Source organism: Sagittula sp. (genome assembly GCF_052825245.1).
On record NZ_JBRBWD010000033.1, the window covers coordinates 19,151 to 31,818 of the forward strand.

13 protein-coding genes are annotated in these 12,668 nt (G+C 68.4%); 8 read left to right on the forward strand and 5 right to left on the reverse strand.

Annotated elements, in window-relative coordinates; all coding sequences use genetic code 11:
• Positions 1–171 precede the first annotated feature (171 nt).
• From msrB to ACU0DV_RS14250, 7 genes are all read left to right on the forward strand, one after another.
• The gene (msrB, locus tag ACU0DV_RS14220) at positions 172–621 is read left to right on the forward strand and encodes a peptide-methionine (R)-S-oxide reductase MsrB (RefSeq protein WP_100928074.1); all 450 of its coding nucleotides are present in this window, start codon (positions 172–174) and stop codon (positions 619–621) included.
• Positions 618–1,124 (forward strand): peptide-methionine (S)-S-oxide reductase MsrA, encoded by a 507-nt coding sequence (gene msrA, locus ACU0DV_RS14225; RefSeq protein ID WP_283982184.1) that lies wholly within the window; start codon positions 618–620, stop codon positions 1,122–1,124. The genes msrB and msrA overlap by 4 nt, the downstream gene beginning before the upstream one ends.
• A 444-nt stretch (positions 1,125–1,568) precedes the next feature.
• A complete protein-coding gene (locus ACU0DV_RS14230; RefSeq protein ID WP_446241933.1) occupies positions 1,569–3,593 on the forward strand; it encodes an oxidoreductase in 2,025 nt (674 codons plus the stop codon).
• A gap of 95 nt (positions 3,594–3,688) precedes the next feature.
• Positions 3,689–5,107, forward strand: a complete 1,419-nt coding sequence (creD, locus tag ACU0DV_RS14235) for a cell envelope integrity protein CreD (protein ID WP_446241932.1) — start codon at positions 3,689–3,691, stop codon at positions 5,105–5,107.
• Between the two features lie 101 nt (positions 5,108–5,208).
• Positions 5,209–5,769, forward strand: coding sequence for a type 1 glutamine amidotransferase domain-containing protein (locus ACU0DV_RS14240; protein WP_446241931.1), 561 nt, complete (start codon positions 5,209–5,211; stop codon positions 5,767–5,769).
• A gap of 189 nt (positions 5,770–5,958) precedes the next feature.
• Entirely contained in the window at positions 5,959–6,864 is a 906-nt protein-coding gene (locus ACU0DV_RS14245) for a LysR family transcriptional regulator (RefSeq protein ID WP_100928068.1), read from the forward strand.
• A gap of 203 nt (positions 6,865–7,067) precedes the next feature.
• Positions 7,068–7,817 carry a metallophosphoesterase family protein gene (locus ACU0DV_RS14250; RefSeq protein WP_446241930.1) on the forward strand — a complete coding sequence of 250 codons (750 nt, stop codon included), beginning with the start codon at positions 7,068–7,070 and terminating at the stop codon, positions 7,815–7,817.
• On the opposite strand, the gene ACU0DV_RS14255 is transcribed toward ACU0DV_RS14250, so the two are convergent.
• The 4 genes from ACU0DV_RS14255 to ACU0DV_RS14270 are packed head-to-tail and all read right to left on the reverse strand — an operon-like array spanning position 7,818 to position 10,793.
• A complete protein-coding gene (locus ACU0DV_RS14255) occupies positions 7,818–8,774 on the reverse strand; it encodes an OmpA family protein (RefSeq protein ID WP_446241929.1) in 957 nt (318 codons plus the stop codon).
• Entirely contained in the window at positions 8,749–9,318 is a 570-nt protein-coding gene (locus ACU0DV_RS14260; protein ID WP_446241928.1) for a peroxidase-related enzyme, read from the reverse strand. Before ACU0DV_RS14260 ends, ACU0DV_RS14255 begins: the two co-directional genes overlap by 26 nt.
• Positions 9,315–10,061, reverse strand: a complete 747-nt coding sequence (locus tag ACU0DV_RS14265) for a GNAT family N-acetyltransferase (RefSeq protein WP_100928064.1) — start codon at positions 10,059–10,061, stop codon at positions 9,315–9,317. Before ACU0DV_RS14265 ends, ACU0DV_RS14260 begins: the two co-directional genes overlap by 4 nt.
• A 9-nt stretch (positions 10,062–10,070) precedes the next feature.
• Positions 10,071–10,793 carry a competence/damage-inducible protein A gene (locus ACU0DV_RS14270; RefSeq protein ID WP_100928063.1) on the reverse strand — a complete coding sequence of 241 codons (723 nt, stop codon included), beginning with the start codon at positions 10,791–10,793 and terminating at the stop codon, positions 10,071–10,073.
• Between the two features lie 67 nt (positions 10,794–10,860).
• Here ACU0DV_RS14270 and sfsA point away from each other — a divergent pair, with 67 nt between their 5' ends.
• Positions 10,861–11,568 carry a DNA/RNA nuclease SfsA gene (gene sfsA, locus ACU0DV_RS14275; protein WP_446241927.1) on the forward strand — a complete coding sequence of 236 codons (708 nt, stop codon included), beginning with the start codon at positions 10,861–10,863 and terminating at the stop codon, positions 11,566–11,568.
• A 125-nt stretch (positions 11,569–11,693) separates the two neighbouring features.
• Here the strand turns inward: sfsA and ACU0DV_RS14280 are convergent, their stop codons facing one another.
• On the reverse strand, positions 11,694–12,614 hold the full coding sequence (locus ACU0DV_RS14280) for a manganese-dependent inorganic pyrophosphatase (protein WP_446241926.1): 921 nt from the start codon (positions 12,612–12,614) through the stop codon (positions 11,694–11,696).
• Positions 12,615–12,668 lie beyond the last annotated feature (54 nt).

Below are 12,668 nucleotides of genomic sequence, written 5' to 3' on the forward strand. Positions count from 1 at the left end.
CCGAGGCGACTTGCGTGTTCTTGGGAGAAAGCGTTGTCACCCGCCTGTTTCATGACAGGTGAACCTTTTTGGCGCAAGGCTGCCCACATTCATGTGTACGATGTTTCGGCGGGGCTTTGCTTATTCGCAACAGGCCCCATCTTCCGTTGCAGACCGCACAGGAGGACGCACATGCCAAAATATGAACGCAGACCGGACGTTATCGCCACGTTGACGCCAGAGCAGTATCGCGTCACGCAGCAGAGCGGTACGGAGCGTCCGGGCACCGGGGAATACCTGGGAAACAAGGAGCCCGGCATCTACGTCGACGTGGTGTCCGGGGAGCCGCTGTTCGCCAGCGCCGCGAAGTACGAATCGGGATGCGGCTGGCCGAGCTTCGTGAAGCCGATCGAACCCGAGAACGTCGTGGAACTGCGGGACACCACGCACGGCATGATCCGCACGGAGGTACGTTCGCGCCACGGCGACAGCCATCTGGGGCATGTCTTTCCGGATGGGCCGTCCGACCGGGGCGGTTTGCGCTACTGCATCAACTCGGCCTCGCTGCGCTTCGTGCACCGCGACGACATGGAGGCCGAAGGCTACGGCCAGTACATCGACCAGGTGGAGGAGATCCAATGACCGAACGTGCCGTTCTGGCTGGGGGCTGCTTCTGGGGAATGCAGGACCTGATCCGCAAGCTGCCGGGGGTGGAAAAGACCCGGGTGGGCTATACCGGGGGCGACGTGCCCAACGCGACCTACCGCAACCACGGGACCCATGCGGAGGGGATCGAGATCCTCTTCGACCCGGAGAAGACCAGCTATCGCCGGCTGCTGGAGTTCTTCTTCCAGATCCACGACCCGACCACGCCCAACCGGCAGGGCAACGACCGGGGCATGTCCTACCGCTCGGCCATCTACTACGTCGACGAGGCGCAGCGTGAAGTCGCGCTGGAGACGATCCGCGACGTGGACGCCTCGGGCCTCTGGCCCGGCAAGGTGGTGACGGAGGTCGAGCCGGTGGGCGATTTCTGGGAGGCCGAGCCCGAGCACCAGGATTACCTGCAGCGCATTCCGCACGGCTACACCTGCCACTACCCGCGCCCGGGCTGGGTTCTGCCCCGGCGGGACGCGGCGGAATAAGGCCCTTTTGGGTCGGCAACAGGGGCGGCGCGCCGGGTATCGGTGCGCCGCCTTTTTCGTGTCCGGGGGAGGGGGCGCTGCCCCCGCCCCTGCGGGGCCCCCCGAGGTATTTTGCACCAAGATGAAGGGAGAGAGTCCGCCTTCGGCAGCCGTGGCGCGGCGCCGTCGAGGATGAGATCCGCGTCGGAGAGACGGAAGGGAGGGCGGACCCCCGGGATGCCTTCGGGCGCGACGCCATGACGGCTGACGGGGGTGGTCGTCTTCGCGGCCCGTCTCCCGGGATCACGGGCGCACCTCGTGCGGGCGCGGCCCGTCTTCGCCGGGCGCGCCATGCACCGCCGGGCGGCCTTCCGGGAAGGTGCCCCAAACACCAATGACGCCACGTTGACGTGGACGGCGGGCGGGTCATGGTGTGTGGTGCCAGCCAAAGAGGGAGGTCCACACATGACGTCATATCCGCACCTGCTGCGCCCGCTCGACCTTGGGCATGTCACGCTGAAGAACCGCGTGCTGATGGGGTCCATGCACACCAACCTCGAGGAGCGGGGCGACTGGAACCGGGTGGCGGAGTTCTACGCGACCCGCGCGCGGGGCGGCGTCGCGCTGATGGTGACGGGTGGCATGGCCCCGAACAACGAAGGCGGCGTCTTTCCCGGGGCGGCGGGCCTCTATACCCCTCAGGACATCGCCAACCACCGTATCGTCACCGACCGCGTGCACGAGGCGGGCGGGCTGATCGCCATGCAGATCCTGCACGCGGGCCGCTATGCCTACGGTCCCGACTGCGTGGCGCCCAGCCCGGTCAAATCCCCGATCAGCCCCTTCCCGCCGAAGGAGCTGGACGAGGAAGGCATCGAGAAGCAGATCGCCGACATCGCCACCGCCGCCGCCCGCGCCCGCGAGGCAGGCTATGACGGGGTGGAGGTGATGGGCTCCGAAGGGTATTTCCTGAACCAGTTCCTCGTGACCCATACCAACAAGCGCACCGACCGCTGGGGCGGCTCCTACGAGAACCGGATGCGGCTGCCGGTGGAGGTGGTGAAGCGCGTGCGCGCGGCGGTGGGCGATGACTTCATCCTGATCTACCGGCTGTCGATGATCGACCTGATCCCCAACGGCTCCACCCACGAGGAGGTGGTGCAGCTTGCGCAGGCGGTGGAGGCGGCGGGCGCCTCGATCATCAACACCGGCATCGGCTGGCACGAGGCGCGGGTGCCGACCATCGCCACATCGGTGCCGCGCCGGGCCTTCGCATGGGTCACGCAGAAGCTGATGGGCAAGGTGGGCGTGCCGCTGATCTGTTCGAACCGTATCAACACGCCGGAGGTGGCGGAACAGGTGCTGGCGGAGGGCTGCGCCGACATGGTGAGCCTCGCGCGGCCGTTCCTTGCCGATCCGGACTTCGTCGCCAAGGCGGAGGCCGGGCGGTCGGACCTGATCGCACCCTGCATCGCCTGCAATCAGGCCTGCCTCGACCACACGTTCTCGGGCAAGGTGTCGTCCTGCCTCGTGAACCCGAGGGCCGGGTTCGAGACGGAGCTGGTGGTCGCACCCGCCAAGGTGACGAAGACCGTGGCCGTGGTGGGCGCGGGCCCGGCGGGCATGTCGGCGGCGATCACCTGCGCGCAGCGCGGCCACACCGTGACGCTGTTCGACGCGGCGGATGAGGTCGGCGGGCAGCTGAACATGGCCAAGGTCATCCCCGGCAAGGAGGAGTTCCACGGGCTGGTCGACTGGTTCGGCGCGATGCTGGCCGAGACCGGCGTGACGCTGGCCCTGGGGCAGCGCGTGGGTGCGGAGGACCTGAAGGACTTCGACGAGGTGATCGTGGCAACGGGCGTCAGCCCGCGCGACCCGGAGATCCCCGGACAGGACCACGCTTCGGTGCTGGGCTACATCGACGTGCTGCGCCACGGCGCGGAGGCGGGCAAGCGCGTGGCGGTGATCGGCGCGGGCGGCATCGGCTTCGACGTGTCGGAGTTCCTCGTGACCGGCGACAGCCCGACGGAGAGCCTGCCGGACTGGATGCGCGAATGGGGCGTGACCGACCCGGCAGAGGCACGGTCCGGCCTGGCGCCGGAGGGGCCGCAGCCCGACGCGCCGGTGCGCGAGGTGGTGATGCTGCAGCGCAAGGCGGAGAAGCCGGGCAAGCGGCTGGGCAAGACCACCGGCTGGATCCACCGCGCCGGGTTGCAGATGAAGGCCGTGCAGATGAAGGCGGGCGTGAATTACGAGCGCATCGACGACGCGGGGCTGCACATCTCCTACGGCGAGGCGCGCGAGCGGCCCGAGGTCATCGCCTGCGACACCGTGGTGCTTTGCGCCGGGCAGGTCAGCGCGCGCGGCCTTGCGGATGCGCTTGAGGCGGCGGGCCGGACCTGCCATGTGATCGGCGGCGCGGACGTGGCGGCGGAACTGGACGCCAAGCGGGCCATCGACCAGGGGGTGCGGCTGGCGGCGACGCTCTGACGATCCGGCCTGCACGAACCCTGCAGAATTGTCAGGGCGCGCCTGCACAGCCGGGGCGGCATGTTCGCCGAAGTGATTAATCGGAGGACATTGCCATGCTCAGATCATCCGGTCGACGGTTCCTTATCGTCGGCCTTCTCACCCTTCTCATGTTCATCCCGCTGTTCTTTGCGGCGGAGGTGGTGAATTCGCGGAAGTCCTACTCGGAGGCGACGATCAACAGCGTCGGCGAGGAGTGGGGCGGCCGGCAGTACGTCTATGGCCCGCAGCTTGTCATCCCGGTGGAAACCACGGTGACGCGGGTGGCGACCCGGCCCAGGGTCGACCCGGAGACCGGCGTCGTCCTGACCGACCCGGACACCGGTGAGGACCTGTTCGAGCGGTTCCGGGAGACCGTGCAGGAGACCAGTGCCCCGGTGCACCTCTTGCCCGAAGCCTTCGACGTGGACATCGCGACCGAAACGCAGGAGCGCAGGCGCGGCATCTTCCGGGTGCCGGTCTATACCGCGCAGGTGGAGGCCGGGTTCGACTTCGACACCGCGGCGGCGGAGCGGCTGGTCGACACGGATCAGCGGCTGCTCTGGGAACAGGCCGAGATCTGGTTCGGCGTCTACGACAACCGCTCCCTGCGCGGCGAGGCGCGGCTGGAGGAGGGCGGCGAGGCGCTGGCCCTTGAGCCCATGTCTCAGCGCTCCGGGGTGAAGGCGCTGGTCGGCGATCCGCGGGAGCGGGGCCGTTACGAGATGCGGCTCGGCATGAACGGCGCGCAGCTGATGATGGTGTCGCCGGTGGGGCGCACCTCGCGCGTGACGATGGTCAGCGACTGGCCGCACCCCTCGTTCACCGGCGCCTTCCTGCCGGACGGGTCCACCGTGACGGACGAGGGTTTTACCGCCGAATGGACGATCCCGCACCTCGCGCGGTCGATGCCGCAGGCCGGGCTGGAAGACCCCGACGAGGCGGCCCGCCGCACCACCTTCGGGGTCGAGTACCTGACGCCCAACGACTTCTACCAGAAGGCCTATCGCGCGGCGCGCTACGGCATCCTGTTCATCGCGCTGACCTTCCTGACGATCCTGCTGACCGAACGGGGCACCGGGCGGCCCGCGCACCCCGTGCAGTACATCCTGGCCGGGCTGGCGCAGACGACCTTCGTGCTCCTGATGGTGTCCTATGCCGAACACCTGGGCTTTGCCGTGGCCTATGCGCTGTCGAGCGCGGCGGTGATCGGTCTGCTCACGCTCTTCGGGGTGGTGGCGCTGAACCTTGGCCGCCGGGCGCTTGTGCTGGGCGCGATGCTGGTCGTGGTCTACGCGGTGCTCTACCTGATCCTGCGCTCGGCGGATTACGCGCTTCTGGCGGGGTCGACGCTGGCCTTCCTCGCGCTGGCGCTGACCATGATCGTCACCCGCAACGAGGACTGGTACGGCCCCGACGCGGACAAGCCGAAAGGGCGCCGGCCCTTCCTCGGCACCACGTCCGAGGCACCGCCGCCTCCCGCGACGGAAGGCTGATCCGGGGGCCCCGGGCAGGAACTCTGCCCGGGGTCTGACCGTTTTCCTGTCAGAGCGCGCCACATGTGCCGCGCATATGAAACATACGACAGGAGGCACCCATGCCGAATATCGCAGAAACCAAGGTACTGATCATCGCCACCCACGGCTTCGAGCAATCCGAACTGGAATTTCCCCGCGACCAGCTTCGCGCGAAGGGCGCGGAGGTGCATGTCGCCACGCTCGACGGCAAGGCGATCAAGGGCTGGGAAGGGTCCGACTGGGGCCGCGAGGCCGAGGCCGACCTGAAGATCCAGGATGCCAACCCGCATGACTACGACGCGCTGGTGATCCCCGGCGGCCAGATCAACCCCGACCTGCTGCGCGTCGAGGAATCGGTGCTGGCACTGGTGCGTACCTTCCATGACCAGGGCAAGGTCGTCGCCGCGGTCTGCCATGCGCCCTGGGTCCTGATCGAGGCAGGCATCGTCGCCGGTCGCCGCATGACCTGCTACACCTCGATCCGCACGGATCTTGAGAACGCGGGCGCCAAGGTGATGGACACTTCGGTCGTGGCCGACAACGGCATCGTGACCAGCCGCAAGCCCGACGACCTGAAGGACTTCGTCGCGAAGATCGTCGAGGAGATCGAGGAAGGCACCCACGGTCGCAAGGCCGCCTGATCCTACCTTTGTATCCCGAACGGAACCCCCGGCCCCTGCGCCGGGGGTTTTCGTTTGCCGGCCCGGTTAACCTGTTTCCCTCTGTTCGCCAGTCCCTGCAGAAACCGCGATATTGTCCTTACCCCGCCCCATTTCGGCCCCTGTTCGCTTTCATAAGCAACGGGAACAAGACTGGACGAGGAGACGGGAATGGATCGTCTGACCGAAATGGAAGCATTCGCCACCGTCGTGGATCAGGGAGGGTTCACCGACGCGGCAAAGAAGATGGGTATTTCCAAGTCGGCCGTGTCCAAGCACGTCTCGAGCCTGGAAGCGCGCCTTGGCGCCCGCCTTCTGAACCGGACCACCCGGCGCGTGTCCCCCACCGAAATCGGGCTGGCCTACTACGACCGCGCCCGCCGCGTCCTGAACGATGCCGGAGAGGCCGACGCGCTTGTCACCTCCATGCAGTCCGCGCCCTCGGGCCTTCTGCGGATCAGCGTGGCGACGGACTTCGGCGTGAACCACCTGAGCCCGGTGCTGGGCGAATTCCTTGCCGAATTCCCCGACATCACCGTGAACATGGTGCTGAACAACCGCTACGTCGAACTGATCTCCGAAGGGTTCGACATGGCCGTGCGCATCGGCGAGCTTGAGGACAGCACCCTGCGCGCCCGCAAGCTGACCGAGACGACGAAGCGCATGATCGCCTCGCCCGCCTATTTCGAGAAATACGGACGCCCCGCGCGGATCGACGACCTGAACGAGCACAAGCTGCTGCACTACTCCAACCAGGCCTCCGGCAACGTGTGGAAGCTGACCGCGCCCTCGGGCGAAAAGCGGCAGGTTCGCACCGCGGGCTGGCTGACGGTCAACGACGGGCAGTCCCTTCTGAACGCCTGCATCGCCGGTCTCGGCATCGCCTACCTGCCGTCCTACCTCTATCACGACGCGATGGAGCAGGGACTGGTCGAGGATGCGATCCCCGATCTGCCGATGGAAATGCAGGGTGTATACGCCGTGTATCCTCCGGGCCGCTTCACGCAGCCCAAGGTCCGCGCCTTCATCGACTTCCTTGTGCATGCCTTTGCCGAAAAGGGCCCGCAGAAGTGGTAAGACCCGGGGCCTGAGCACCCCCGGTACGACGACAAGATCAGTTTCCCCGCCTGATGCTAGGCAGACTGGCCCCCGATGACAGAAGTCGTCGGGGGTTTTTTTTCATCATGCGCGCCGGCGGGCAGTCGTGCGGTGTGCCACGGGCCTTGCAAGACGGGGGCGGGATGCGGCTTGCTGGGCTGCAATGATCCGGAGGCCGACCCGTGACCGAGACCGACACACCCCTTGCCGTCATCGCCGACATCCACGGCAACGCCGACGCGCTGCATGCGGTGCTTGCGGACATCGCGCGGCGGGGCATCACGCGGATCGTGGCGCTTGGCGACCACCTGAGCGGGCCGCTCGCCGCGCGCGAGGTGGCGGAGGTGCTGGTGGCCAGCGACATCCTCTGCATCCGGGGCAACCACGACCGCTACCTGACCGACCTCGCGCCCGGGGACATGGGGCCGTCCGACCGCGTGGCCTTCGACCAGCTGGAGACGCATCACCTCGACTGGCTGCGGTCGCTGCCGCCGAACTGCCATATGGGCGAAGTGTTCCTCTGCCACGGCACACCCGACAGCGACCGGATCTACTGGCTCGACAAGCTCGGTCCCTCCGCCGAGGCGCAGCTGCGCCCGCGGGCCGAGATCGCGGCGCTGGCGACGGTGGATGCGCCACTCTGCCTTTGCGCGCACACCCATATCCCGCGCCGTGTCACCCTGACGGACGGGCGCACGATCCTGAACCCCGGCAGCGTCGGCTGCCCCGGCTACGACGACGATTCCCCGGTGCCCCATGTGATCGAGGCCGGAACGCCCGAGGCCTGCTATGCCACGGTGGAGCGGACGCCGGCGGGCTGGGCCAGCAGCCACCATCACGTCCCTTACGACGCCAGCCGCATGGTCGGCATGGCCCGCGCGCATGGGCGCCAGACCTGGGTGCGGGCGGTGGGCACCGGCTGGCTCAGGTAGTCATTCGGTCGAGATCAGCACCGCCTCGACGCGGCGGTTGGCCTCGCGCCCTTCGGGGGTGAGGTTGCTGGCCACCGGGGCGAGGTAGCCCGCGCCCTCCGCCCCGATCTGCGTGGCGTCGGTGTCGTGACGGTTGCGCAGGTAGGCGACGGCGGCCTGCGCCCGGCGCAGCGAGACGCCTTGGTTGGCCTCGAGCGAGCCGGTTGCATCGGTGTGGCCGACGAACAGGATGCGCCGGGTGGGATTGTCGGCAAGGTACTGCGCCAGCGCGTCGAGGGAGGCTATGTCGTCGCCGCCGAGGTCGGTCGACCCTGACCGGAACACGAGGTCCGACAGCGTCACGTGGCCGTCCCGCTCCAGCGTGGCGGGAATGTCGCCCGGGTCGGCAGCGGGGCCGGGCGTCTGCACCGGGGCAGGGGCGTCGCGGGTGATCTCCGCCTGCACGCCCTGCCCGGCGCGGATCACCTGCACATAGCCGTCCGACGCGCCGCGGCTGGCCAGCACCGAGACCGCGCCGCCCTCCGGCCCGGTGGCGGAGAGGAACTGGAAGTTGTCGAGGCTGACGAACATCTCCGGTGCGGGCACCACCAGCGTCGCGAACCGGAAGTCGAAGCCGCCGCAGACCAGCGCCGCACAGTCGAGCACGATCTCGAACCCTTCGGCCACCAGCGCGTCGCGCAGCGGTTTCAGCAACTGGAAGGTGGTCAGCCCGGAATTGGCCACCCGCCAAGATTCGACCTCGACCCGCCCCTCGACCCGCCGGGTGGGCAGCGCGTCCTCCGCCCACGGCCCGGTGGGCAGGGCGTAGACCCCGGGGTCCTGCACCGTGCGGAAGGTCTGCTCTGCCGAGCCCGGCAGCGGCAGGTCCAGCGCCGACGCGGGACCGCCAAGCAGGACCAGCGCCGCAGCCGCGGCCAGCCCCCGCCGGGTATCAGCGCGCCTGCGCGTGATAGTCATCGTTCGGGCGCATGTCCGTGGCAGAGGCGACGCGGTTGGTCATGTTGAAGAACCCGGTCACATTGGCGATGTCCCAGATGTCGCGGTCGCTGAAGCCCGCATCGCGCAGCGCCTCGCGGTCGTATTCGCCGATCTCGGCGCTGGCCTTGGTCATCTTCTCGGCGAACCAGAGCATCGCGTGCTGGCGCTCCGACAGGTCGGCCACGCGCCAGTTCATCACCAGCATCTCGCCCAGCTTCGGATCGCCCGACAGCGCGCGCACGGCGGCGCCATGGGCGGTCAGGCAGTAGAAGCACTTGTTGACCGAGGACACGACGACCGCGATCATCTCGCGCTCCAGCTTGGTCAGGCCGGAGTCCGCCAGCATCAGGTCGTTGTACATGGCGGTGAAGGCGTTGAGCTTGTCGATGTCGAAGGCATAGGCCTTCAGCACGTTCGGCACCATGCCGAGCTTGTCCTGGCAGACGTCGAAGTATTTCTGCGTCGCCTCCGGCAGAGGGTCCACCATGGGCAGGTTCAGGGCCGTGGGTCTGGTGTCGGTCACGCGTCTTCGCCTTCGCTTTGGTACATCCGGTAATGGTACTGCCCGGCGACCTCCATGTGCAACGACGCATAAAGCGCGCTGGCCGCCGCGTTTTCGGCGGTGGCGGCGCAGGCCATCCAGCGCGCGCCCTTCCGGGCGGCCCAGAGTGCGGCACAGCGCATCATCCAGCCCCCCAGCGCCTTGCCGCGGTGTTCGGACAGGATGTGCAGCGCGTGCACCATGGCGACGCCTTCGTGGATCGCGCAGTAGCCCGCGCCGGCGGGCCGGTCGGACACCCGCCCGAAGAGGCCGGTCTTGGGCTCGGGCGCGCGGTCCATCACCCGCCGCCGCGCCTCGCCGATGCCGCCGTCCTCCCAGATCTCGTTCATGATCGCCAGCGGCTCCCAGATGGCAAAGGCCGAGACGCGCGGCAGCTTCAGGTCGGTCAGGTGGTCGATCGGCGCGAGCCACAAGTTCGTCGGATCGACCCGGTCGTAACCCTGCGCCTCGAGCGCGATGTCGAGTGTCTCGTCCCCCGGGCGGATCATGAAGAGCGCGGGCTGCCCCATCAGCCGCATCGCCGTCTCGGCGGCGGTCAGGTCGTCCACCCGCCAGGCCCCGCGCGCCGTGGCCGCCGACACCCGCTTGCCGCCGCCACGCCCCTCGCGCAGGGTCCAGGGGCCGGTCTCCACCCGCGCCGCGGCGGGCCATGTGGTGTCGAGGACCGAGAACAGCCGCGAGAGATCGGGTTTGAGGTGGATCATCTTCGTCCTTCAGTCGCCGAAGAGGGCGTTGAGCCGCGTCATCGCGGCGTCGAGCCGCCCGGCATCGGTGCCGCGCACCACCACGTTGGTGCCGAAGATGCCGTCCTTCTGGAACGGGTAGGACCCGAACTGCAGGTCCGAGAACTCCTCGGCCAGTGCGCCCAGCGGTTCCGCCACCATCCCCTCGCCGCGCTGCACGCGCAGGGTCTGCGACAGGAGCGGCGCGCCCCCCACCAGCGTCGACAGCAGGCTCGCCACCATCGCCTCGAAGATCTGCGGGACACCCGCCATGACGTGCACGTTGCCGAGGCTGAACCCGGGAGCGGCGGAGATCGGGTTGTCGATCAGCGTGGCGCCGTCGGGGATGCGCGCCATCCGGAGCCGCGCCTCGTTCATCTCGGTGCCGGAGCGGTCGTAATGCGCCTGCAGGATCGCGCGTGCGTCCTCCCTGACCGAGATCGGCACGCCGAAGGCCTCGGCCACGCAGGGGGCGGTGATGTCGTCATGCGTCGGCCCGATCCCGCCGGATGTCACCACGTGGTCGAAAGCCTGGCGCAGCGCGTTGACCGCCGCCACGATCGCCGCCCGGTCGTCGGAGACCATGCGCACCTCGCGCAGGTCGATGCCGTGCCGGGTGAATTCCTGCGCGAGGTGGTGCATGTTGCTGTCGCGCGTCCGGCCGGACAGGATCTCGTCCCCGATCACCAGCATGGCGGCGGTGGGATTGGGCATGGGCGGCACCTCCTCTTGGCCCCGGGCGCCTTGCGCCTCCGGGTGGTTAACGTATAGGGCCCGCTCCATGCGCTTTCAAACACATCTGGTGCCTGCGACCCTCGAACGCCGCTACAAGCGGTTCCTGGCGGACTGCACGCTGGACGACGGAACGCAGGTGACCGCCCATGTCGCCAACCCCGGATCGATGCTGGGCCTCGCCGATCCGGGCCAGCGGATCTGGCTGGAACCCAACGACGACCCGAAGAAGAAGCTGAAATGGGCCTGGCGGCTGGTCGATCACGGCGGCGGCCATTTCACCGGCGTCGACACCGGCGCCGCCAACCGCGTGCTGAAGGACGCCCTCACGGCGGGAGAGGTCGCGGGGCTCGCCGGGTACGACACCGTCCGGCCCGAGGTGAAGTATGGCGAGAACAGCCGCATCGACTTCCTGCTGACAGGCGCCGGGCGGCCCGACACCTATGTCGAGGTCAAGTCCGTCACCCTCTCGCGCCGGCCCGGCCTCGCGGAGTTTCCCGACAGCCGCACCGCCCGCGGCGCGAAACACCTGGGCGAACTGGCCGCGATGGCAGGGCAGGGGCACCGCGCGGTGATGCTCTACCTCGTGCAGCGCACCGACGCCCGCACCGTCACCCTCGCCCCCGACCTCGACCCGGCCTATGCAGAGGCCTTCGCACGGGCCGGCGCATCGGGCGTGGAAACCCTGGCCCTCGGCTGCCGGATCGGACCCGAAGGCATCGACCTCGGCCAGCCGCTGCCCTTCCGCGCCCCCTGACCGTTCATCTTGGCCCAATTACCTCGGGGGAGCGAAGCGGGGGCAGAGCCCCCGACCCGGCACGAAAAAGGCGCCCCCGCATCGGCAGGGGCGCCCGGAAAACAACGCGCAGGATCGCGCCCGCCTCAGACCTTGAGGTTCGGGATGATCTGCTTCTTGCGGCTCATGATGCCCGGCAGGACCACGGTGTCGCCGGACACGGTCGCGCCGAAGGACTTCTCTGCCACGCCCTTCACAAGGTCGTTCGGGACCAGCAGGGTGGCCTCTTCCTTCAGGATGTCCACGACGAACAGCAGGACCTGGTCCACGCCGTCCTCGGCCCCGACGGTCTTGAAGGTCTCCATCAGGCTGTCCTTGCGGCCCAGCGGGATCTCGGGCGCAGTGGTTTCAAGGACGGAGACGCGGAACTTCGTGCCGTCGACCTCGTATTCCTTGGAATCCATCCGGATCAGCTCCGCGTCGGAGAAGGCGGAGACATCGGACTTCGCCGCGAACATCTTCGCCGCGTAGTCGCTCAGGTCGACGCCCAGGTCACGGGCCAGACCCTCGGCCACGTCGCGGTCGTGCTGCGTGGTGGTGGGCGAACGGAACTCCAGCGTGTCGGAGAGGATGCAGGTCAGCGCGGCGCCGCGGACCTCGCGCGGGCACTTCTCCATGTCGGAGCCGATCATGTCGACCATGATCGTCGCGGTGCAGGCCAGCGGGCGCACGGTGATGTCGATCGGACCCTTGGTTTCCAGCCCGCCGACCAGCTTGTGGTGGTCGATGATCGCACGGATGTCGGCGGCATTGATGTCCGCCGGCAACTCGGCCGGGTTGTTGGTGTCGACGATGACAACCGGCGCGCCGGCCTCGACCGAGGAGATGATCTCCGGCTTGGCGAGGCCCCAGTGCTCCAGCATGAAGGCGGCTTCGGTGTTGGGCTCGCCCAGGAGGACGGGCTTCGCGGTCTCGCCCTTCACCTCGTTGAGGTACCAGGACCAGAGGATCGGGCTGCCGGTGGAATCGGTGTCGGGGCTCTTGTGGCCGAATACGAGCGTCGTCATGGCGTGTCCTTGAAAGGCAAATGATGTCGCGCGCCCTATACCGCCGCAGCGCGG